Raw genomic sequence first — 22170 nt, 5'->3', positions numbered from 1 at the left:
CAAAGAAATGGTCATGCCAGGCGATAACGTGTCGATCACTGTCAAGCTGATCAACCCGATCGCGATGGAAGAAGGTCTGCGCTTCGCTATCCGCGAAGGCGGCCGTACCGTCGGCGCCGGCGTGGTTGCAAAAATCCTCGCATAAGGAAATGTTATGCTTCCACCCGGGGCGTCCTGGGTGGTAGAATAGCACTCCTCGAAAGTTTTACGTAGGGACGTAGCTCAATTGGCAGAGCGTCGGTCTCCAAAACCGAAGGTTGGGGGTTCGATGCCCTCCGTCCCTGCCACCGTCAAGGTGCAGGGCACCGAAAGTAGAAAAATGTCAAATCAATCCGTGCAAACCGTTAGCACGTCGAGTGACAAGATAAAAGTCGCGCTGGCAATAGTGGCTGCGATTGCAGGAGTAGTCGGGTTTTATTACCTGGCAGGCCAACCAGCTCTGGTGCGTGCAAGCGCGCTTGTGGCTGGTTTGGTTATTGCTGTTGCGCTCTTGTATGTCTCGACGACCGGCCGTGAATTTCTCAATTTCGCCAAAGAAGCTGTGCGCGAAACCAAGAAAGTCGTTTGGCCTACCCGCAAAGAAGCCACGCAGATTACTGCGATCGTGTTTGCCTTTGTGCTGGTCATGGCGATTTTCCTGTGGGGCACGGATAAATTGCTCGAGTTTTTGTTGTATGACGTAATTCTGGGTTGGAAAAAATAATGAGCGAAAATGTGCATGATGAAGCGGCGGACGAGTCCGTTCCGGGCGACGCTCCGGTAGCGGACACTGGTGCAGCGCTGAGCGTGCCAGTAAGCAGCAAGCGCTGGTATGTCGTGCATGCTTATTCCGGCATGGAAAAAAGCGTCATGCGCGCACTGACCGAGCGCATCGAGCGCGCGGGCATGCAAGACCAGTTCGGCCAGATCCTGGTACCGATCGAAGAAGTCGTCGAAGTCAAGAATGGCGTAAAGTCGGTCACCGAACGTCGTTTCTATCCTGGCTATGTGCTGGTTGAAATGGAAATGACGGACGAGAGCTGGCACTTGGTCAAGAATACCAGTAAGGTTACCGGCTTTATTGGTGGCAAGTCGAACAAGCCGACGCCGATCTCCGCGCGCGAAATCGACGGCATCATGAAGCAGATGCAGGAAGGTGTTGAAAAGCCCCGTCCAAAAACCTTGTACGAGGTGGGCGAGCAAGTACGCATCAAGGATGGCCCGTTCACCGACTTCAACGGCAATGTCGAAGAAGTCAACTACGAGAAATCCAAAGTGCGCGTCTCGGTTACCATTTTCGGCCGCGCTACCCCGGTAGAGCTCGAATTCGGTCAGGTCGAAAAAGTTTAAGTTGTATCAGCGCCACCAGGAGCGCCGCAGCGGTCTCAGCGAAATCCGGTCAGAGGAGCCCCGCCAGGGTAGGATCGGCGGGGCGCTACTACTCAATCCAAGATAGGAGCCATCATGGCAAAGAAAATCATTGGTTTTATCAAGCTGCAAGTGCCAGCTGGTAAAGCAAACCCATCCCCACCAATCGGTCCAGCTCTGGGTCAACGTGGTCTGAACATCATGGAATTCTGCAAGGCCTTCAATGCACAGACCCAAGGTCTGGAGCCAGGCATGCCGATTCCAGTCGTGATCACCGCGTTTGCGGACAAGTCCTTCACGTTCGTGATGAAGACGCCTCCAGCAACCTACCTGATCAAAAAAGCTGCTGCGATCACCAAAGGTTCGCCGAAGCCACATACCGACAAAGTCGGTACGCTGACCCGCGCACAAGCTGAAGAAATCGCTAAATTGAAAACCCCTGATCTGACCGCTGCCGACATGGATGCTGCTGTACGCACCATCGCTGGTTCCGCTCGTTCGATTGGTATCACGGTGGAAGGTGTTGTATAATGGCTAAGTTATCCAAACGTATCAAGGCTTTGAAAGCCAAAGTCGACCGTACCAAAGTGTACGCTTTCGACAACGCTGTCGCTCTGATCAAAGAGTGCGCAACGGCCAAGTTCAATGAATCGATCGACGTATCGGTACAACTGGGTGTTGATCCTAAGAAATCCGACCAAGTGGTGCGCGGCTCCGTCGTGCTGCCAGCTGGTACCGGCAAAACCGTACGCGTGGCAGTATTCGCGTCGGGCGAAAAAGCAGAAGCTGCTAAAGCAGCTGGCGCCGACATCGTTGGTATGGAAGATCTGGCTGAGCGTATCAAAGCCGGCGACATGCCTTTCGATATCGTTATCGCTTCGCCAGATACCATGCGTATCGTTGGTACCCTGGGTCAGATCCTGGGCCCACGCGGCATGATGCCTAACCCGAAAGTTGGCACTGTTACTCCTGACGTCGCTACCGCTGTGAAAAACGCGAAAGCCGGTCAAGTTCAGTACCGTACCGACAAATCCGGTATCATCCACGCTACCATCGGCCGTAAATCGTTCGCTGACGCAGATCTGAAGTCGAATCTGGTCGCACTGATCGACGCACTGAACAAAGCCAAGCCAGCATCGAGCAAAGGCGTGTACCTGCGCAAAGTTTCGCTGTCGTCGACCATGGGCGCTGGCGTCCGTGTTGACCAGGCTAGCCTGGCAGCTTAAGTAGAGAATCAAGTCCCACGCGCCTTCGGGCGCTGTGGGCGCATCTTTGGGCTGTCTGCCCGGTGTTCGCACCAGGCAGGCAGACAATCAAAGACCGTTGGGCCGACTGTGATCGCACATGCAGAAGGTTAATAGGCTTGCCGGCAACGGCAAGTGCCCAACGCAGATGGTGTACCCGAACAAGTTTTGTAGTCCTCATGCTGCGTGAATCCATCCGCTCAGTTTAGTACTTCTTGACTTCGGACGCCGTGTTCGAACCGATGCAAGGCGCTCAACCACTCGGTTGTGATTGCCGAACATCATTTAAGGAGGTTGACCGTGAGTCTCAATCTGAATGACAAAAAGGCCGTCGTCGCCGAAGTTTCCGCACAAGTAGCAAATGCGCAAACGATCGTCGTGGCCGAATATCGTGGCATCCAGGTTGGTCACTTGACGCAACTGCGTGCTAAAGCGCGTGCCCAAGGCGTGTACCTGCGTGTGTTGAAAAACACTCTGGCTCGTCGCTCCGTTGAAGGTACCGCATTCGCCAGCCTGGCAGATGCCATGACCGGCCCGTTGATCTACTCGATCTCGGCCGATGCCGTTGCAGCAGCTAAAGTCATTGCTGACTTCGCTAAAACCAACGACAAACTGGTCATCAAAGCAGGTAACTACGCAGGCAAGCCGCTGGATACAGCTGCTGTCACCGCGTTGGCGAGCATTCCTAGCCGTGAAGTCCTCATTTCGCAGTTGTTGGGCGTTATGCTGGCTCCGGTTTCGGGCTTTGCACGTGGTCTGGCTGCCCTGGCAGCGAAAAAAGGCGAAGGCGCCGAAGCTCCTGCAGAAGCAGCAGCAGAAGAAGCCCCAGCAGCCGCTTAATTGCGCGCGCTTTTTTCTCTCAGTACCAATCTGATGTAACTAACGTAATAAATTTAGGAGTTTCAAAATGGCAATTAGCAAAGACGATATCCTGGAAGCAGTTAGCGCCATGTCCGTAATGGACCTGAACGACCTGGTTAAAGCATTCGAAGAAAAATTCGGCGTGTCCGCAGCAGCGATGGCTTCGGCCGGTCCTGCAGCAGGCCCAGCAGCAGCTGCTGAAGAGCAAACCGAATTCAACGTCATCCTGGACAGCTTCGGCGCAAACAAAGTTGGCGTCATTAAAGCAGTTCGCGAAATCACCGGCCTGGGCTTGAAAGAAGCTAAAGACCTGGTCGATGCCGCACCAAAAACTGTAAAAGAAGCAGTGTCGAAAGCTGACGCTGAAGCAGCACAGAAGAAACTGGTAGAAGCCGGCGCAACCGCTTCGATCAAGTAATATCTGTACCGGCGGCAGTTAGCGCCCGAGTCAAAGTCTGAGGTTTCCCCTCGCAAGGGGGGAAATCCGACTTTGGCTCCTTTGTCGTCTGCATCGTATTTGTCATGTAGTCGTAGCAGCAGTTTTTATTCGATTCAAGCCGGAAAGCAGAGCCTTGAGGTTTCGTCTGTGTCACACGCAGCGGTGCAAACGAACACTTGCAAAACCTGAATTTTCTATCCTTTCTGTCACTCACGGAGTGTCCATGCACTACTCATTTACTGAGAAGAAACGCATTCGCAAATCATTCGCGAAGCGCGCCAACGTTCACCACGTTCCGTTCCTGCTGGCGACCCAGCTCGAGTCTTATCATAGCTTCTTGCAAGAGGACATAGCACCGTCCGGCCGCAAGAATGATGGCCTGCAGTCGGCTTTCACTTCGATTTTCCCTATCGTGTCGCACAATGGTTTTGCGCGCCTCGAATTCTTGTCGTACGTTTTGGGCGATCCTGCCTTTGACGTCAAAGAATGTCAACAACGTGGCCTGACGTTCGCGTCGCCGCTGCGCGCGAAAGTGCGCCTGGTGATCCTGGACAAGGAATCGCCAACCAAGCCTGTCGTCAAGGAAATGAAAGAACAGGAAGTCTACATGGGCGAATTGCCGCTCATGACGACCACCGGTTCGTTCGTGATCAACGGCACGGAGCGGGTTATCGTTTCCCAGCTGCACCGTTCGCCTGGCGTGTTCTTCGAGCACGACCGCGGCAAGACGCACTCGTCCGGTAAACTGCTGTTCTCCGCGCGTATCATTCCTTACCGCGGTTCGTGGCTGGACTTCGAGTTCGACCCGAAAGACATCCTGTTCTTCCGCGTCGACCGCCGCCGCAAGATGCCAGTGACGATCCTGCTCAAAGCCATCGGCATGTCGCACGAGCAAATCCTGGCGAACTTCTTCGTCTTCGACAATTTCAACCTGCGCTCCGAAGGCGCGGAAATGGAATTCGTCTCCGAGCGTCTGCGCGGCGAAGTGGCGCGTTTCGACATCGTCGACAAGTCCGGCAAGACCCTGGTGCTGAAAGACAAGCGTATCAACGCGAAACATGTGCGTGATATCGAAGCTGCCGGCATCAAGCACATTTCCGTACCGGAAGACTACCTGCTGGGCCGCGTATTGGCGAAGAACATCGTCGATGGCGACACCGGCGAAGTCGTCGCCTCCGCGAACGATGAGCTGACCGAAGACCTGTTGGGCCGCTTGCGCGATGCCAATATTTCCGAAATCCAGACCTTGTACACCAACGACCTGGATCAGGGCGCTTACATCTCGCAAACCCTGCGTATCGACGACACCGCCGATCAGATGGCTGCGAAAGTGGCGATCTACCGCATGATGCGTCCAGGCGAACCGCCAACGGAAGATTCCGTTGAAGCGCTGTTCAATGGCCTGTTCTACAACTCGGACCGCTACGACCTGTCGGCCGTGGGCCGCATGAAGTTCAACCGCCGCATTGGCCGCGATGAACTGACCGGCGCCATGACCCTGTCGAACGAAGACGTGCTGGCCGTGATCAAGATCCTGGTGGAACTGCGCAATGGCCGCGGCGAAGTCGACGATATCGATCACCTGGGTAACCGTCGCGTACGTTGCGTAGGCGAACTGGCCGAGAATCAATTCCGCGCCGGTCTGGTGCGTGTTGAGCGCGCCGTCAAGGAACGCCTCGGCCAAGCCGAAGCGGACAACCTGATGCCGCATGACCTGATCAACTCGAAGCCGATTTCGGCCGCGATTCGCGAGTTCTTCGGTTCGTCCCAGCTGTCGCAGTTTATGGACCAAACCAATCCTCTGTCGGAAATTACCCACAAGCGCCGCGTATCGGCTCTGGGACCCGGCGGTCTGACACGCGAACGCGCCGGCTTTGAAGTGCGCGACGTGCATCCGACCCACTACGGCCGCGTCTGCCCGATCGAGACACCGGAAGGTCCGAACATTGGTCTGATCAACTCGCTGGCTCTGTATGCCCGCCTGAATGAATACGGCTTCCTGGAAACCCCGTACCGCAAGGTCGAAGGTTCCAAGATTACCGATCAGATCGACTACCTGTCCGCCATCGAAGAAGGCCGCTACATCATCGCTCAGGCGAATGCGACCATCAACGACGCAGGCATGCTGTCCGATGAACTGGTCTCGGCCCGTGAAGCCGGCGAAACCATCCTGGTCTCTCCAGAGCGCATCCAGTACATGGACGTGGCGCCAGGCCAGATCGTTTCCGTCGCTGCCTCGCTGATTCCGTTCCTCGAACACGATGATGCAAACCGTGCATTGATGGGCGCCAACATGCAACGCCAGGCTGTGCCTTGCTTGCGTCCGGAAAAAGCGCTGGTCGGTACCGGTATCGAACGCACCGTTGCGGTCGACTCGGGCACCACCGTGCAAGCCTTGCGTGGCGGTATCGTCGATTACATCGATGCGGGCCGTGTCGTGATTCGCGTCAACGATGACGAAGCTACCGCTGGTGAAGTGGGCGTCGACATCTACAACCTGATCAAGTACACCCGTTCGAACCAGAACACCAACATCAACCAGCGTCCTATCGTGCAAGTGGGCGACCGTGTTGCCAAGCGCGACGTGATCGCCGATGGCGCATCGACCGACCTGGGTGAATTGGCGCTGGGCCAGAACATGACTGTGGCTTTCATGCCATGGAATGGTCTGAACTTCGAAGATTCGATCCTGATCTCGGAAAACGTCGTCAAGGACGACCGCTACACCTCGATTCACATCGAAGAGTTGTCGGTGGTTGCCCGTGATACGAAACTGGGCGCGGAAGAAATTACGCGCGACATCTCGAACCTGGCTGAAAATCAGCTGGCACGTCTGGATGAGTCCGGTATCGTCTACATCGGTGCTGAAGTCCAGGCCGGCGACACCCTGGTCGGTAAAGTGACGCCTAAAGGCGAAACCCAGCTGACCCCGGAAGAGAAGCTGCTGCGCGCGATTTTCGGCGAAAAAGCTTCGGACGTGAAAGATACCTCGCTGCGCGTGCCTTCGGGCATGATCGGTACCGTGATCGACGTGCAAGTCTTCACCCGTGAAGGCATCGTGCGCGACAAGCGTGCCCAGCAAATTATCGATGACGAACTGAAACGCTTCCGTCTGGATTTGAACGACCAGATGCGTATCGTTGAAGGCGATGCCTTCCAGCGTCTGGAAAAAATGCTGATCGGCAAAGTTGTCAACGGCGGCCCTAAAAAGCTGGCCAAAGGCGCCAAGATCACCAAGGAATACCTGGCCGATCTGGATAAATACCACTGGTTCGACATCCGTCCTGCGGACGACGATGCAGCGGTAGCGCTCGAAGCGATCAAGGAATCGATCAACGAGAAGCGTCACCAGTTCGATCTGGCCTTCGAAGAGAAGCGCAAGAAACTGACGCAAGGCGATGAGCTGCAACCAGGCGTGCAAAAAATGGTCAAGGTGTATCTGGCCGTGAAACGCCGCCTGCAGTCGGGCGACAAGATGGCAGGTCGCCACGGTAACAAGGGTGTGGTTTCCCGTATTGTTCCTGTGGAAGACATGCCATACATGGCCGACGGCACGCCAGCCGACGTGGTGCTGAACCCGCTGGGCGTTCCTTCGCGGATGAACGTTGGTCAGATTCTCGAGACGCACTTGGGCTGGGCTGCCAAGGGTCTGGGTATCCGCATCGGCGAAATGCTGAAGGCGCAAACCAAGGTCGAGCAAGTGCGCAAGTACCTGACGACGATCTACAACGACAACGGCCGCGCGGAAGATCTGGATAACTTCGACGACGAAGAGATCATGAAGCTGGCGGAAAACCTGAAAAAAGGTGTTCCATTCGCCACGCCAGTGTTCGACGGCGCCAATGAAGAAGAGATCCGCCGCATGCTGGACCTGGCGTATCCGGACGACATCGCCAAGAACCTGGGCATGACCGCTTCGAAAAACCAGGTGACCATGTATGACGGTCGCACCGGTGAAGCGTTCGAACGCAAGGTTACTGTCGGCGTCATGCACATGCTGAAACTGCATCACTTGGTGGATGACAAGATGCATGCGCGTTCGACCGGTCCTTACTCGCTGGTGACGCAACAGCCACTGGGCGGTAAAGCCCAGTTCGGTGGTCAGCGTTTCGGTGAGATGGAAGTCTGGGCACTGGAAGCGTATGGCGCGTCGTATGTCTTGCAAGAGATGTTGACCGTCAAGTCCGATGACGTGAATGGCCGTACCAAAGTGTACGAGAACCTCGTCAAGGGCGACCACGTGATCGACGCCGGCATGCCGGAATCGTTCAACGTGCTGGTCAAGGAAATCCGTTCGCTGGGTATCGATATCGACCTCGAACGCAACTAAACGACAGGCTTATTGACCCAATAAGCGTCATTTGGTTTGGGAAACACAAAGCCCGGCTGGGAAACCACGCCGGGCAATGTAGTCTCAGGAATATAGAAATTTAATCACCTCTGGAGTGATACATGAAAGCACTGCTCGATCTATTCAAGCAAGTACAGACCAACGAGACCTTCGATGCAATCAAGATCGGTCTCGCTTCGCCTGAGAAAATCCGTTCGTGGTCCTACGGCGAAGTCAAGAAGCCGGAAACCATCAACTACCGTACCTTCAAGCCTGAGCGCGATGGCCTGTTCTGCGCCAAGATCTTTGGCCCGATCAAGGATTACGAATGCCTGTGCGGCAAGTACAAGCGCCTGAAACACCGCGGCGTGATCTGCGAAAAGTGCGGCGTCGAAGTTACGCTGGCCAAGGTGCGCCGCGAGCGCATGGGTCACATCGAGCTGGCCTCGCCGACCGCGCACATCTGGTTCCTGAAGTCGCTGCCGTCGCGTCTGGGCATGGTCCTGGACATGACCCTGCGGGACATCGAACGCGTGTTGTACTTTGAAGCATACGTCGTGACCGATCCAGGCATGACCCCGCTGAAGAAGTGCCAGATCATGTCGGAAGACGATTACGCCGCCAAGTACGAAGAGTACGGCGACGACTTCACCGCCTTCATGGGCGCCGAAGGTATCCGTGAACTGCTGCGCTCGATCGACATCCACCGCGATGCCGAAACCCTGCGCGTGGAACTGAAGGAATCGAAATCCGAAGCCAAGATCAAGAAATACGCGAAGCGCCTGAAAGTGCTGGAAGCGTTCCAACGTTCGGGCATCAAGCCTGACTGGATGATCATGGAAGTGCTGCCAGTGCTGCCGCCGGAACTGCGTCCGCTGGTACCGCTGGATGGTGGCCGTTTCGCGACCTCGGATCTGAACGATCTGTATCGCCGCGTCATCAACCGTAACAACCGTCTGAAACGCCTGATGGAGCTGCGCGCTCCAGAGATCATCACGCGCAACGAAAAGCGCATGCTGCAAGAAGCGGTCGATTCGCTGCTGGACAACGGCCGTCGCGGCAAAGCGATGACCGGCGCCAACAAGCGTCCGCTGAAGTCCTTGGCCGAGATGATCAAGGGCAAGGGCGGCCGTTTCCGTCAAAACTTGCTGGGCAAACGCGTCGATTACTCCGGTCGTTCGGTCATCGTCGTGGGCCCGCAATTGAAACTGCATCAGTGCGGCTTGCCGAAACTGATGGCGCTGGAACTGTTCAAGCCATTCATTTTCAATAAACTGGAACTGATGGGTCTGGCGACCACGATCAAGGCCGCGAAAAAGCTGGTCGAGATTCAAGAGCCGGTCGTGTGGGACATCCTGGAAGACGTGATTCGTGAACATCCGATCATGTTGAACCGCGCACCTACGCTGCACCGTCTGGGTATCCAGGCTTTCGAGCCAGTCCTGATTGAAGGCAAGGCCATCCAGTTGCACCCACTCGTCTGCGCCGCATTCAACGCCGACTTTGACGGTGACCAAATGGCGGTCCACGTTCCTCTGTCGATCGAAGCGCAGATGGAAGCACGCACTTTGATGCTGGCATCGAACAACATCCTGTTCCCATCGAACGGCGAACCGTCGATCGTTCCTTCCCAGGATATCGTGTTGGGTCTGTACTACGCGACCCGCGAAGCGATCAATGCGAAGAACGAAGGGATGATGTTCCCTGACGTATCGGAAGTGATCCGCGCCTACGACAACAAGGAAGTCGAACTGACGACCCGCGTTACCGTGCGTATTACCGAATACCCGAAAAACGCCGAAACGGGTGAATTCGAGAAAACGGTAACGCGTTACGAAACGACGATCGGCCGTGCGATCCTGTCGGAAATTCTGCCTAAAGGCTTGCCGTTCTCCGTCCTGAACCGCGCGCTGAAAAAGAAAGAAATTTCCAAGCTGATCAACACGTCGTTCCGCAAGTGCGGCCTGCGCGCCACGGTGGTGTTCGCAGACAAACTGATGCAATCGGGTTTCCGCCTGGCGACACGCGCCGGTATCTCGATCTGCGTCGACGACATGCTGGTACCGCCTCAAAAAGTGACCCTGATCGCGACGGCCGAATCGGAAGTCAAGCAGATCGAACAGCAATACGCCTCGGGTCTCGTGACCGCCGGCGAGCGTTACAACAAGGTAGTCGATATCTGGGGCAAAACCTCGGATGAAGTCGGCAAGGCCATGATGGACCAGCTCAAAGTCGAAGACGTGATCCGCCGCGACGGCACCAAGTCGACGCAAGAATCGTTCAACGCCATTTACATGATGGCCGACTCCGGCGCGCGCGGTTCCGCAGCCCAGATTCGTCAGTTGGCCGGTATGCGTGGTCTGATGGCCAAACCGGATGGCTCGATTATCGAAACGCCGATTACCGCGAACTTCCGCGAAGGTCTGAACGTTTTGCAGTACTTCATTTCGACCCACGGTGCGCGTAAAGGTCTGGCCGATACGGCGCTGAAAACGGCTAACTCCGGTTACCTGACGCGTCGTCTGGTTGACGTGACGCAAGACTTGGTGGTGATCGAGGACGATTGCGGCACCATGAACGGCGCCGTCATGAAGGCACTGGTCGAAGGTGGTGAAGTCATCGAACCATTGCGTGACCGTATCCTCGGCCGCGTGGTGGTGCATGACGTCGTCAATCCTGAAACCCAGGAAACGCTGTACGAAGCCGGCACCCTGATGGACGAAGACATGGTCGAAGAGATCGAGCGTCTGTCCATCGATGAAGTCAAGGTTCGCACGCCACTGACTTGCGACACACGCTTCGGCCTGTGCGCCAAGTGCTATGGCCGCGACCTGGGCCGCGGCATGCTGGTCAACGCCGGCGAAGCTGTCGGTGTGGTAGCAGCGCAGTCGATTGGTGAGCCTGGTACCCAGCTGACCATGCGTACCTTCCACATTGGTGGTGCGGCATCGCGTGCAGCAGTGGCATCGTCGGTGGAAGCCAAGTCGAACGGTACCATCCGCTTCACGGCAACCATGCGTTACGTGACGAACGGCAAGGGCGCGCAAATCGTCATTTCCCGTTCCGGCGAAGTGCTGATTACCGACGACCACGGCCGTGAGCGTGAGCGTCATAAAGTACCGTACGGTGCGACCCTGATCGTCAAGGACGGCATGGTCATCAAGGCCGGTACGGCCCTGGCAACGTGGGATCCGCTGACCCGTCCGATCATTACCGAATACGCCGGTCAAGTGCGTTTCGAGAACGTCGAAGAAGGCGTCACTGTAGCCCGTCAGGTCGACGAAGTGACCGGTCTGTCCACCCTGGTGGCGATCGATGCGAAACGTCGCGGTTCGCTGACGAAAACGTTGCGTCCGCAAGTCAAGCTGATCAACGACGCGAACGAAGAAGTCAAGATCGCCGGCACCGAACACTCGGTGGCGATCGGCTTCCAGGTCGGCGCGCTGATCATGGTGAAAGACGGTCAACAGGTATCGGTCGGTGAAGTGCTGGCACGTATTCCTACCGAATCGCAAAAAACGCGCGATATTACCGGTGGTCTGCCACGCGTTGCGGAACTGTTCGAAGCGCGCTCGCCGAAAGATGCCGGTATGCTGGCGGAAGTCACGGGTACGGTTGCTTTCGGTAAAGAAACCAAGGGCAAGCAGCGTCTGGAAATCACGGACATGGACGGCAACAAGCATGAGTTCTTGATCACCAAGGACAAACAAGTGCTGGTGCATGACGGCCAAGTCGTGAACAAGGGCGAGATGATCGTGGACGGCCCGGCCGATCCGCAAGACATCCTGCGCCTGTTGGGTATCGAAGCGCTGGCACGTTACATCGTTGACGAAGTGCAAGACGTGTACCGTCTGCAAGGCGTGAAGATCAATGACAAGCACATCGAAGTGATCGTGCGTCAGATGCTGCGCCGTGTGCAGATCGTCAATGCCGGCGACACCAACTACATCGTTGGCGAGCAGGTAGAGCGTTCGGAACTGCTGGATCAGAACGACTTGATGGAAGCCGGAAACAAAATTCCTGCGACCTACGAAAACGTTCTGCTGGGTATTACCAAGGCTTCGTTGTCGACCGATTCGTTCATCTCGGCTGCATCGTTCCAGGAAACCACCCGCGTGCTGACCGAAGCGGCGATCATGGGCAAGCGCGATGGTCTGCGCGGCCTGAAAGAGAACGTCATCGTCGGCCGTCTGATTCCTGGTGGTACGGGTCTGGCCTTCCACCGCGCACGCAAAGAAAAAGAAGCGTGGGAAGTGGAAGAGCGTCAAGCACTGCTGCTGGCCGAGAAAGCCTCGATGGCCGGCGAAGCTGCCGAAGCGCTGCAGGATATCGAAACCCAGCAACACCACGGCGACGAAGCGTAATCTGCGCAGTTAGCTGATTTCAAAAAGGCACCTTCGGGTGCCTTTTTTAATTTGGATCAAGCAGCGTACAATTTTGCGATTGATTGCCATCACATGGATGCCATCCGCTTCATTTGCCCGGGAATCTGCAATCATTTAATTGATTAGAATTTCAGGCAATCAGAAGAGTTATGGCCTATGCCATTCAGCGCTCATTCGTCAATTATTTAATTTATTCAATATATTCATCTATGCTGTTAATTAGCTGGCCAGAACGGCACCAGGGATAAATTCCTGGTGCCGTTTTTTTTATGTCCATTGCCGCGGCTTTCTATCGCGCACGAAAAGAGAAAGCAGGGCCCAGGGACGCCTTGGCATCAGCAAGTTTGCAGTATCGAGCGGCACTCGTTTCTGCTTGCATCGTAAAACATATAGACGGCCTCGTCATGAAAATAGCCATCCACCGTGAGCTATCCCCGAAGCACCAGCGGACCGTAGTAAAGCACGCATGCCACGCCAATTTCCGGCGTGTTCATGCTAAGATCTGGCACATGATTGCCCAAGCCCTGTTTACTCCCGCCCAGCAGAAATTGCTGGGACTGCTCTTTGTCCGCGTGAATGAAGGCTTTCACTTGAACGAGATCATGCGCTTGACGGGCCTGGGAAGCGCGTCGGCGCAGCGGGAACTGCGCCGCCTGCATGAGTCCGGATTGATCACGTCGGAGCGGATCGGTAATGTGCGGCGCTTCTGGCCCAACAAGGAAAGCCTCGTGTATCCGGAGTTGAGCGCACTGGTGCAGAAAACCTTTGGCATCGTCGGCGTGCTCAGCGCGACCCTGGCGCCCCTGCGTGCCCAGTTGCACCTGGCATTCGTGTCGGGCGCCACGGCGAAGGGACAGGATCTGCCTGGCAGCGCCATCGATTTGCTGCTGGTGGGCGAAGAAGCCAATTATGGCGATCTGTTGACGGGATTGGCTCCGGCCGAGCGAACCTTAAGGCGTAAAATCAATCCCAATTTATATACGCTGGTCGATTATCGCCGGCGTCTGCGTGAAGGCCAGCCATTTTTGCTGCAGGTATTGCAGCAGCCGAAGTTGTTTGTCATCGGCGATGAATCGCTATTGCAAGCGCTGGTATTGCCAGATTCTTCCTTGCAAGCGAATGACACGCCATCTGTATTCTAAAGGCCGGACCTGGTATTCAATTCCTGATGCATGAAATTTTTGGTGAGAAAAATATCTGAGGCGGATTGATCGTATGATGAATAAACTACAGGCTTTCGGTTTAATTGTTTCCCAGGCAGTGCGCGGAGAATTGACGTTTCCCACGAGTGTTAATTCCGCCCTGCAATTGCAGTTGGCCCTGGCTGAACCGGACTGCCATATCGACCATGCGATCAAGCTGGTATTGGCCGAGCCCTTGCTGGCCGCGCGCACCGTGGCCCTGGCCAACTCGGCCGTGTATAGCCGCGGCGATGCTGCGCCCGTGACCAGCGTGCGCGCCGCCGTCATGCGCATGGGTTACCGCAATCTGTATGCACTGGTGGCTGCCATGGTGGTGCGCCAGTTCGGCAGCAAGATCATCGATCCCGTCCTGCGCCAGAAGGCGACCCAGCTGTGGGAGCACACGGCGCACGTGGCGGCGCTGGCGCATGTGCTTGCCCGCCGCGTCACGCACGTCGATGCCGACACGGCCCTGTTCGCCGGCATCGTGCATGAGGTGGGCGGTTTTTATCTGCTGTCGCGTGCCGATGAGTTCCCCGGCCTGCTCGACGACGATGCGGATCACTGGATGGAGTCTGCCGAAGAAATCATTTCCCGCGAAGTCATGAAGAAGCTGCTGATCCCGCTGGCCGTGAGTGTCGCCATCGAAGGCTTGCGCGATGGCTTGCTGTCGATCCCACCCGATTCCCTGCTCGACACCTTATTGTTGGCCAAGCAACTGTCACCCGTGCCGTCGCCCTTGCAGGTGACGTACGTGGAAATGCTCACGCCCTCCGATTCCGTCATCGATTTCATTATCGACAACGAGACCTTGCAAAGCATCCTGGCCGAGTCAAACGAGGAAGTGCGCTCGATGAGTGCGGCGCTGCTGGTGTAATAGCAAACGCTGAGGCGAAAAAAAACGGCAGCGCCATCGAGGCGCTGCCGTTTTGCTTTCAGGCGCCGCGTCTTACTTCTGCTGCGCGATCCACCGGTCGACCTTGGCTTCCAGCAGTGTCAGCGGCAGGGTGCCGTCGCTGAGCACGACTTCGTGGAACTTCGGCAGGCTGAACTTGTCGCCCAAGGCTTGCTGCGCGCGCTGGCGCAGTTCGACGATCTTCAGCGAACCGATCTTGTAGCCCAGCGCCTGGCCCGGCCAGGCCATGTAGCGTTCCGTTTCGCTTTTCGCCACGGCGTCATAGCCGAGGGTGTCGCGCATATACTTGATCGTCTGCTCGCGCGTCCAGCCCTTGGTGTGCAAACCCGTGTCGACCACCAGGCGCACGGCGCGCAGCATCTCGTCGTTCAAGTGGCCGAAATACTGGGCCGGGTCCTCGAACAGACCCATTTCCTTGCCCAGGGTTTCCGCATACAGCGCCCAGCCTTCCGTGAAGGCATTGTTGCCGCCGAAACGGCGGAAGTTCGGCAAGTCCATCTCTTGCACCAGCGCCAGGTGGAAATGGTGGCCAGGCTTGCCTTCGTGCAAGAACAAGGTGGTCATGCCCGTGTCGCCATACAGTTTCGGATCCGTGACGACGGACCAGAACACGCCGGGGCGTGAACCGTCGGCGGCCGGCGCCGTGTAGTGGTCGGCGGCCGTGTCGCGGCTCAGTTCAGGTTCCAGGCGCAAGTCCAGCGGCGCCTTCGGCACCAGGGTGAACAGGGCAGGTAATTTGCTGTCCAGCAGCACGTTCAGCTTGCGGTAGACGTCGAGCACTTCCTGCTCCGTCTTGAACGGGCGGTATTTCGCCTGCTGCGAGACCCACACGGGCAAGCCGGCGGCCGGGCCGTTGTAGCCCATCTTCGGACCGACGATCGCGTACTGTTCCTGGATGCGCGCCACTTCCTTCAAGCCGATGGCGTGGATCTGCTCCGGCTTCAAGTCCGTGGTGGTGCTGCTGGCCACGCGCGCCTGATACCAGGCAGCGCCATCGGGCAGGGCGCTCCAGCCGCTGCTCGTGCGGCCGGCCGGGAGGTAATCGCGTTCGATGAAGGTGGACAGGCGCTGCAGCGCGGGCATCAGCTTGGCCCCGATGATGACGGTGTAGGTTTGCGTCAGGCGCGCTTTGTCCGCGTCGGAAAAGCTGGCTGGCAAGTTCTTGATGGGCGTGTAATAGACGCTGTCCTGCGGCGTGGCGCTGACGAGTTTCTTGAATTGCGGCAGGGCCGATTCCGTCAGCGCCTTCGGCAGCACGATACCCTTTTGCATGCCGACTTTCATGTTGGCGATGGCCTGGTCTATCCAGCCGGGCAATTGGCCGATACGGCTCAGGTAAGCGTCATACTCCTTGACCGTGGTCAAAGGCTGTGATGCCTCACCGCCCGCATAATTAGCCAGGGTGACGGGCATGCTGTCCATCTGGTTCAAGGGCAGCAGGTAGTCGGGGAAGCGTTCGAAGCTCAGCGCCGTGGCCAGTTCATAGTCGAGGATATCGTAGTTGATCTGGTCCTGGTGCGACAGCTGCGCGCGGGCGATGCTGCGCAGGCTCTTCTGGTACTGGCGGTACAGGGCGAACTGTTTTGCGCGCGCGGCGGGCACGATGGCTGAACCGAGTTGGTCGTCAAAACGGTTGTCGCCGCTCTCGGTGGCGTTGATCGGCTCGAAACGGGCCAGCGCATCGTAGTACTGATCGGCCACGACCTGCAATCGCTGCTTGGCTTGCGGCGCACTGACGGCCACGCTGTTGGCTGCGGGCTGGGCTGCTTGCGCCATGGGCGCGTAGGCGAGCAACAGGGAGATGGCCAGGGTGCCGAGGGTGCCGGCGGCAAAACGATGCTTCATGCGCGATGTCCTTTGTAAGGAGGGGAATGAACGGAGGCGTTGCTAGGTCGGGGTGGCCGCTTGTGAAGGAACAGCCGGGGCGTAAGCATACGCCATTGCCCAGTGCGTTTGGATAAATTGTAGGAAGGGAATGTTGCTATTTTGCCGTAGGCGGCAGGGCCGCTTTCATGGCCTGCCAGTGCTGGCTGGTCAATGGGGTGCAGGCGGGACAGGGTGTGGCGGCGATCAGGCTGCGGATTTGCTGCGCGCGCGCCGCCGTTTGCGGGTGCGAGGAAATCCATCCCGGTACGCTGGCCTTGTCCTTGTCATCGAGCTTCTGAAAAAAGCGCAGCATGCCGTCGGGACGGATCTGCGCGCGCTGCAAGGCGAGCAAACCCAGCCGGTCTGCCTCCTCTTCCATGTCGCGGCTGAAATACAGGGTGCCCGCCTGGTGCGCCAGCATGGCGGCCACGGCGCTGATGTCGCCTATGGTGACGCCCACCAGGGCGCCCCAGCCCAGGCTGCTGATCATTTGCCGCAGCGAATGGCGCTGCTCCACATGTTGCACTTCATGCGCCAGCACGCCGGCCAGTTCGCCCGGGTCTCCCGCCTGGCGTAGCAAGCCCGTATGCACGACGATGATGCCGCCTGGCATGGCAAACGCGTTGACCGTGTCATCTTGCTTGACCAGCCAGCGGTACTGGTAGCGGGAACCGGCCGTCAGCTTACGGCCGATCTCCTGCACTGTTTGCTGTGCCACGCCGTGCTCGCTGATGCCGCCCTGCGCGCGCACTTGCGACAGGGCCAGTTCGCCCAGCTGCTTTTCCGTCGACAGGGGGATCCACCCCGCCAGCGCGCCGACAGCATAGCCGCCCTGCCACCACAGCAGGGCGGCAGCGACGAAGGCCGCGCCCGTCAAGCCGGCCAGCCAGCCCGATACCTGCCGCCGGTTGCGCTGGCGCTCGCTCCACAGGCGCTGCAGTTGCGGCTGCAGCGCCGCCGGCGCTTCCTTCAAGACGATGGCGATGTCCTCCGCCCCAAGCGGTTTCAGCGACGCTTGCCGTCCCTGTCCGTCGAGCCAGTTCAGGAACAGTTCGGGGCCTTCGACACCACCCACGCTGACGACCAGCTGCGTCACCTCGACAGTGGAGCCGGGCGCATCGATGGCCAGCTGGCTGCCGAAGAAGTGCGCGCTGACGGCCGTGCCGGCTGAGCCGCCGTCGGGGCCAGTCAGCAGTGCCTGGAATGGCGTCATGCGGCAGCCTCGGCAAAGCGGCTTTCGTACAGGGCCGCCATCAGGTCGGACTGGCTGATGATGCCAGCGAGGCGCTCTTCATCGTCGAGGATGGGAATATGGTGGTAGCCGGCGTCGGCCATCAAGGGCACGAGATCGATGATGGGCGTGCCCAGGCGGGCTGTGTGCGGCGATGGCGTCATCAACTGGCCCACCACTTCCGGCTTGTCGCTGTGGGACAGGCCGCTGCGCTGCAGCAGGCCGCGCAGGCGCTGGCGCATGCCCTGATAATCATCGAGGCCGCCATGGCGCAGGAAATCTGTCTGTGTGATGATGCCGATGACGCGGCGCGCCCGGTTCAGCACGGGCAAAGCGCCCACCTGGTGCTCGCGCATGGTGCGCCAGGCAACATCGAGCGGCGTGCCGAATTCCACGCTGAGCACGTCCTTCGACATGATGTCGGCGCAGGTGACGACGCCGAAGCGGCGCTGGTAGGCGCGCATTTCCGTTTGCAGGAAGATGGCTTGCAAATCGTCGCGGCTGATGTCGAGCACTTCGCTGTGCTGGCGCAGCACGGCGTCCAGGTCATCCGGCGAAAAGCCCAGGCGGTTGCTGGGTACGTCATCCTTGGTGGCGTGCGGATGGGGCGCCACCAGTTGCTGGATGTGCGGGTAGCGGCGGCCCGTCAGGTTGTTGTACAGCACGGCGCAGGCGACCAGCACGGCGGAATTGAACAGCACGGTGATGAAGACGAACTCGAAGCCGGCCGCATGCACGCTGGCGCCGCCGACGACCGTGGTCAAGGCGACGGCGCCGCCCGGTGGATGCAAACAGCGCAGGGCAAACATGGCGCCGATGGCCAGGCAGGCGGCCAGCGCCGCCACGCCCACGCTGGATCCCAGCCATTTCACGCAAGCCATGCCGACCAGGCCGGAGACCACATTGCCGCCCACCACCGACCACGGTTGTGCCAGCGGGCTGGCCGGCAGGCAGAACAGCAGCACGGCCGAAGCGCCCATGGGCGCGATCAGGTAGACGCTGGCGCTGTCGGGGGCCAGCAGGAAATGGCAGATGAGTCCGGTCAGCAGCAAGCCGCAGATGGCGCCCGCGCACGCGCGTAATTGTTCGCGGCGGCTGCCGTTGTTCGGTTGCGGCAGCCAACGTGCCAGGAAAGAAGTCGTCATCGGGGGAGGGCGCGTTCGGGCCGCGTTGCTCAGTCTGAGCCCGATATTATCCCATGCGTTCCATTTCGCTGCCTGCGGAGCCTAGTCGTCGGCGCAGACCGCTTGCAAGCCGTGCCGCTCCAGCAAGTGCCTGGTGGCCTCGATGGCGGAGGGCTCCGGCTTGCTGCTGACGCAGGCATAGATGTCATTGAGGATCGTCGCCGCATCCTTGCCCGTAACGGCTGCCATCAGCTCGACCAGGTTGCGGTCGGAAAAGTGTTCATACAGCAAGGCCAGCACGGCGAAATACGCCGTATCGGGCATGCCGCCGGGATAGGCGCTGCGCAGCATGTGCGCGGCGCCGGACAGTGTCGGGGGCAGGGTATCTGGCATGCGCAAGCGGCTACTCCTTGGTGTGCTTATACGTTTTCCGCATAAGCACAATGCAATTAAATGGTGGATATTTCCTACAGGTACGCATATTCTAGACAATCATGCCCGCTGACAGCTGTTCAGCTGGCCTCACGATTTCTCTCAGGAGCCCCGCATGCGCCTTTCCATTCTTTTTGCCAGCCTGCTACTTGCCGGCACCGCCGTTGCCGCCGCCCCGACACCGGCTAACCCGGTCGCCACGCCACATTTGCCTTACAACGCGGCGGCCGACGCCAAGGCCGACGTGGCACGCGCGCTGGCCGAGGCCAAGGCGGCGCACGTGCCTGTCTTGCTGATCTTTGGCGCCAACTGGTGCGAGGATTGCCGCGCGCTCGACAAGGCCTTGAAGGAGGGCAAGAACGCGGAATTGATGCAACAGCAGTTCAAGGTCGTCAAGGTCGACGTGGGTAACTTCGACCATAACCTCGATGTGGCGCAAGCCTATGGCAATCCGCTCAAGAAAGGCATCCCGGCTGCCGTGCTGGTATCGAGCGACAACAACCAGGTGCTGTACGCCACCAAGGGCGGCGAACTGGCGAATGCGCGCCGCATGAGCGAGAGCGGTATTTATGACTTCTTCAAGCAAGCGGCGAGCGTGAAAGCGCCGGCGATTTAATCGCCTTTAAAACGCTTCCCATGCATCGCTGGCCGGCGCTTTCGGGCGCGCGGCGGGGATCGTTGCTTTGAGCATCGCAGGGCGGGACGGCTTGGCCAGCGTGGGCTTGTGGGCCGGTGGCTGCGGCGGCGCTGCATGCCCCGTTTCTTCCAGTTTGAAGACGCTGACCACCTGTGCCAGCCTGCCAGCCTGATCTTGCAAGGATTGGGCTGCCGCGGCTGCTTCTTCCACCAGGGCCGCGTTTTGCTGGGTTGCGTCATCCATCTGCGTGACGGTGGCATTGACTTGCGCGATGCCCTGGCTTTGCTCCTGGCTGGCTGAAGCGATCTCTCCCATCAAGTCGGCCACTCTCTGCACGGAGACGACGATGTCCTGCATGGTGGCGCCGGCGGAGTCGACCAGCTTGCTTCCCGCTTCCACCTTGCTGCCCGAGTCGACGATCAAGTCCTTGATTTCTTTGGCCGCCGCTGCCGATCGTTGCGCCAGGTTGCGCACTTCTGTCGCCACCACGGCAAAGCCGCGGCCCTGTTCTCCCGCGCGCGCCGCCTCGACTGCTGCGTTCAGGGCAAGGATATTGGTTTGAAAGGCAATGCCGTCAATCACGCCGATGATGTCCGCGATCTTGCGCGAACTTTCCGTAATCGCGCCCATCGTCTGCACCACCTGACCAACCACCTCGCCACCCTTGACTGCGTGGCTCGAGGCGGACACCACCAGCTGGTTCGCCTGGCGCGCATTATCCGCGTTCTGTTTCACGGTCGACGTCAGCTCTTCCATGGCCGCCGCCGTCTCTTCCAGGCTCGATGCCTGGGCTTCCGTACGCGCCGACAGGTCCAGGTTGCCCGAGGCGATCTGGCTCGATGCGCTGGCAATTGACACGGTACTGTCGCGAACTTCGCGTATCGTCACGTTCAGCGATGCGACGAAACGGTTGAAGGCAGCGGCCAGCGCGCCGACCTCGTCTTCCGATTCGACGGGCATGCGGCGGCTCAGGTCGCCGTTTCCACTGGCAATTTCGCTGAGCATGTCGGCCGCCCGTGCGACGGGGGCGGCGATGGCGCGGCTGATGACATAAATGATGCACAGGGCGATGCCGCCGCCCACCAGTCCGGCGATCAGGGCGGCGATCAGGGCTGACCGCGTGACATTGCCCAGCACTTCCGCTTCCGGTACTTCGGCCATCACATATAAATTCAATTCGGGCACGAAGGAGGCGGCGACGAGTTGCTTGCCGGCAGGTGCCGCATAACTGGCATGCGCATATTTGCTGCCTGTCAGCAGGGTTTTGCTCAGTGCTTCATTGAAGCCGGGCAAGTCCTTCAAGTGATGCTTGCCATCGGCCAGGGCAGTGTCACGGTGTATCAGCAGGTTGCCATCCGCGCGCACCAGGTAAACATGGCCGGTCTGGCCGACCTTGTAGCTGCGGATGGTGTCGGCCATGGCATCGACGCTCAAGCCCATGCCTGCAATGACGGCCTTGCCGCCCGCCGTCTGGCCCCGCGCATTCAGGAACAGCATGAAACTGCCCGAGGCTGGATCGCGGTCCAGATTGATCGTGTGCTGTTTGTTTTCGTCGAGCATGCTGAAGAACCAATGATCGGCTGGCTGTTGCTTGTCCAGCGTGCGGATCAGACCCGCATCGGTCATGTACCTCGACGCAGTTTGCGAGCTCCAGCTGACGACGGCCGCCTTGTTTTTTTCCTTGAGCATTTTGGCGTAGCGCTGGAACGTGGCCAAGCCACTGTCCGCCAGGTCCGCGTCTTCCCAGTCTTGCAGAAAAACATCATTGGCCATCGTTTGCACCACCGACAACGGTTGGCTGATCTGGCGCAGCACGTCGTTGCGAATTTCGCCCACCTGGGCTGGTAGTTCCTGGCCGACGACGCGTTCGCGCACATAATCGCTGCTCATGCGCACGCTGAGGAAGGATGAAATTCCCATGAAAATCAGCAGGCATAGGCCCATGCTGAACATCAGTTTTTTCTGGATGGAGAGACGACGAAGCAGATGCATGGAAGACCCTAGGGATGGGCCCGCACGACCGGCAGAGGTTGCCAGAAAGGCACGGACAAGTGCGCAGTATAGCGACGGATAAGGGGGATATAGTTGGGCTATGCCGTATTTAATACAGAGGTGTTGCTGTAAGGCAACGATTGCAAGGTGTTAACATGCATGCTTTTCATGTATACCGGCGCGGG

The 22170-nt window shown here is 58.5% G+C and carries 17 protein-coding genes and 1 tRNA gene; 13 read left to right on the top strand and 5 right to left on the bottom strand.

Annotated elements, in window-relative coordinates; translation table 11 throughout:
• The 12 genes from ACQ4WS_RS20920 to ACQ4WS_RS20865 all read left to right on the top strand — a co-directional run.
• A partial coding sequence (locus ACQ4WS_RS20920; protein ID WP_482799466.1) for an EF-Tu C-terminal domain-related protein occupies positions 1–145 on the top strand: 145 nt, incomplete at its 5' end.
• A gap of 66 nt (positions 146–211) precedes the next feature.
• A tRNA-Trp gene (locus ACQ4WS_RS20915) sits at positions 212–287 on the top strand.
• A 32-nt stretch (positions 288–319) separates the two neighbouring features.
• The gene (secE, locus tag ACQ4WS_RS20910) at positions 320–703 is read left to right on the top strand and encodes a preprotein translocase subunit SecE (protein WP_010394308.1); all 384 of its coding nucleotides are present in this window, start codon (positions 320–322) and stop codon (positions 701–703) included.
• Positions 703–1329 carry a transcription termination/antitermination protein NusG gene (gene nusG / locus ACQ4WS_RS20905; protein ID WP_034753130.1) on the top strand — a complete coding sequence of 209 codons (627 nt, stop codon included), beginning with the start codon at positions 703–705 and terminating at the stop codon, positions 1327–1329. Before secE ends, nusG begins: the two co-directional genes overlap by 1 nt.
• Before the next feature lie 114 nt (positions 1330–1443).
• A complete protein-coding gene (rplK, locus tag ACQ4WS_RS20900; protein WP_034753131.1) occupies positions 1444–1878 on the top strand; it encodes a 50S ribosomal protein L11 in 435 nt (144 codons plus the stop codon).
• A complete protein-coding gene (gene rplA, locus ACQ4WS_RS20895) occupies positions 1878–2573 on the top strand; it encodes a 50S ribosomal protein L1 (RefSeq protein WP_100875274.1) in 696 nt (231 codons plus the stop codon). The genes rplK and rplA overlap by 1 nt, the downstream gene beginning before the upstream one ends.
• A 318-nt stretch (positions 2574–2891) precedes the next feature.
• Positions 2892–3431, top strand: coding sequence for a 50S ribosomal protein L10 (gene rplJ, locus ACQ4WS_RS20890; protein ID WP_034753621.1), 540 nt, complete (start codon positions 2892–2894; stop codon positions 3429–3431).
• A 67-nt stretch (positions 3432–3498) separates the two neighbouring features.
• A complete protein-coding gene (gene rplL / locus ACQ4WS_RS20885) occupies positions 3499–3870 on the top strand; it encodes a 50S ribosomal protein L7/L12 (RefSeq protein WP_436478942.1) in 372 nt (123 codons plus the stop codon).
• Positions 3871–4114: 244 nt separating this feature from the next.
• The gene (rpoB, locus tag ACQ4WS_RS20880; protein WP_436478941.1) at positions 4115–8221 is read left to right on the top strand and encodes a DNA-directed RNA polymerase subunit beta; all 4107 of its coding nucleotides are present in this window, start codon (positions 4115–4117) and stop codon (positions 8219–8221) included.
• A gap of 122 nt (positions 8222–8343) precedes the next feature.
• The gene (rpoC, locus tag ACQ4WS_RS20875; protein WP_436478940.1) at positions 8344–12585 is read left to right on the top strand and encodes a DNA-directed RNA polymerase subunit beta'; all 4242 of its coding nucleotides are present in this window, start codon (positions 8344–8346) and stop codon (positions 12583–12585) included.
• Positions 12586–13115: 530 nt separating this feature from the next.
• Positions 13116–13748: an ArsR family transcriptional regulator gene (locus ACQ4WS_RS20870; RefSeq protein ID WP_436478939.1), complete on the top strand. Its 633-nt coding sequence runs from the start codon at positions 13116–13118 to the stop codon at positions 13746–13748.
• A gap of 76 nt (positions 13749–13824) precedes the next feature.
• Positions 13825–14664, top strand: a complete 840-nt coding sequence (locus ACQ4WS_RS20865) for an HDOD domain-containing protein (RefSeq protein WP_436478946.1) — start codon at positions 13825–13827, stop codon at positions 14662–14664.
• 72 nt (positions 14665–14736) lie between these two features.
• On the opposite strand, the gene ACQ4WS_RS20860 is transcribed toward ACQ4WS_RS20865, so the two are convergent.
• From ACQ4WS_RS20860 to ACQ4WS_RS20845, 4 genes are all read right to left on the bottom strand, one after another.
• Positions 14737–16548 carry a DUF885 domain-containing protein gene (locus tag ACQ4WS_RS20860; protein WP_436478938.1) on the bottom strand — a complete coding sequence of 604 codons (1812 nt, stop codon included), beginning with the start codon at positions 16546–16548 and terminating at the stop codon, positions 14737–14739.
• A 136-nt stretch (positions 16549–16684) separates the two neighbouring features.
• Positions 16685–17782, bottom strand: a complete 1098-nt coding sequence (locus tag ACQ4WS_RS20855; protein ID WP_436478937.1) for a M48 family metallopeptidase — start codon at positions 17780–17782, stop codon at positions 16685–16687.
• Positions 17779–18945 carry an HPP family protein gene (locus tag ACQ4WS_RS20850; protein WP_176387664.1) on the bottom strand — a complete coding sequence of 389 codons (1167 nt, stop codon included), beginning with the start codon at positions 18943–18945 and terminating at the stop codon, positions 17779–17781. Before ACQ4WS_RS20850 ends, ACQ4WS_RS20855 begins: the two co-directional genes overlap by 4 nt.
• Positions 18946–19026: 81 nt before the next feature.
• Entirely contained in the window at positions 19027–19317 is a 291-nt protein-coding gene (locus ACQ4WS_RS20845) for a DUF3349 domain-containing protein (protein ID WP_436478945.1), read from the bottom strand.
• 154 nt (positions 19318–19471) lie between these two features.
• Here ACQ4WS_RS20845 and ACQ4WS_RS20840 point away from each other — a divergent pair, with 154 nt between their 5' ends.
• The gene (locus ACQ4WS_RS20840) at positions 19472–19972 is read left to right on the top strand and encodes a thioredoxin family protein (RefSeq protein ID WP_436478936.1); all 501 of its coding nucleotides are present in this window, start codon (positions 19472–19474) and stop codon (positions 19970–19972) included.
• Positions 19973–19978: 6 nt separating this feature from the next.
• On the opposite strand, the gene ACQ4WS_RS20835 is transcribed toward ACQ4WS_RS20840, so the two are convergent.
• The gene (locus tag ACQ4WS_RS20835) at positions 19979–21985 is read right to left on the bottom strand and encodes a methyl-accepting chemotaxis protein (RefSeq protein WP_436478935.1); all 2007 of its coding nucleotides are present in this window, start codon (positions 21983–21985) and stop codon (positions 19979–19981) included.
• Between the last annotated feature and the right edge of the window lie 185 nt (positions 21986–22170).

Source organism: Janthinobacterium leeuwenhoeki (genome assembly GCF_051380795.1).
In the GTDB taxonomy this organism is placed as follows: Bacteria; Pseudomonadota; Gammaproteobacteria; order Burkholderiales; family Burkholderiaceae_D; genus Janthinobacterium.
The sequence above is the reverse complement of the archived record's forward strand: the minus strand, read 5'-3'. Positions and strand labels throughout refer to the sequence as shown.

Coding starts and splice junctions, on each gene's coding strand:
- secE (WP_010394308.1), top strand. CDS start 320: ATGTCAAATCAATCCGTGCAAACCGTTAGCACGTCGAGTGACAAGATA.
- nusG (WP_034753130.1), top strand. CDS start 703: ATGAGCGAAAATGTGCATGATGAAGCGGCGGACGAGTCCGTTCCGGGC.
- rplK (WP_034753131.1), top strand. CDS start 1,444: ATGGCAAAGAAAATCATTGGTTTTATCAAGCTGCAAGTGCCAGCTGGT.
- rplA (WP_100875274.1), top strand. CDS start 1,878: ATGGCTAAGTTATCCAAACGTATCAAGGCTTTGAAAGCCAAAGTCGAC.
- rplL (WP_436478942.1), top strand. CDS start 3,499: ATGGCAATTAGCAAAGACGATATCCTGGAAGCAGTTAGCGCCATGTCC.
- rpoB (WP_436478941.1), top strand. CDS start 4,115: ATGCACTACTCATTTACTGAGAAGAAACGCATTCGCAAATCATTCGCG.
- rpoC (WP_436478940.1), top strand. CDS start 8,344: ATGAAAGCACTGCTCGATCTATTCAAGCAAGTACAGACCAACGAGACC.
- ACQ4WS_RS20870 (WP_436478939.1), top strand. CDS start 13,116: ATGATTGCCCAAGCCCTGTTTACTCCCGCCCAGCAGAAATTGCTGGGA.
- ACQ4WS_RS20865 (WP_436478946.1), top strand. CDS start 13,825: ATGAATAAACTACAGGCTTTCGGTTTAATTGTTTCCCAGGCAGTGCGC.
- ACQ4WS_RS20860 (WP_436478938.1), bottom strand. CDS start 16,548: ATGAAGCATCGTTTTGCCGCCGGCACCCTCGGCACCCTGGCCATCTCC.
- ACQ4WS_RS20855 (WP_436478937.1), bottom strand. CDS start 17,782: ATGACGCCATTCCAGGCACTGCTGACTGGCCCCGACGGCGGCTCAGCC.
- ACQ4WS_RS20850 (WP_176387664.1), bottom strand. CDS start 18,945: ATGACGACTTCTTTCCTGGCACGTTGGCTGCCGCAACCGAACAACGGC.
- ACQ4WS_RS20845 (WP_436478945.1), bottom strand. CDS start 19,317: ATGCCAGATACCCTGCCCCCGACACTGTCCGGCGCCGCGCACATGCTG.
- ACQ4WS_RS20840 (WP_436478936.1), top strand. CDS start 19,472: ATGCGCCTTTCCATTCTTTTTGCCAGCCTGCTACTTGCCGGCACCGCC.
- ACQ4WS_RS20835 (WP_436478935.1), bottom strand. CDS start 21,985: ATGCATCTGCTTCGTCGTCTCTCCATCCAGAAAAAACTGATGTTCAGC.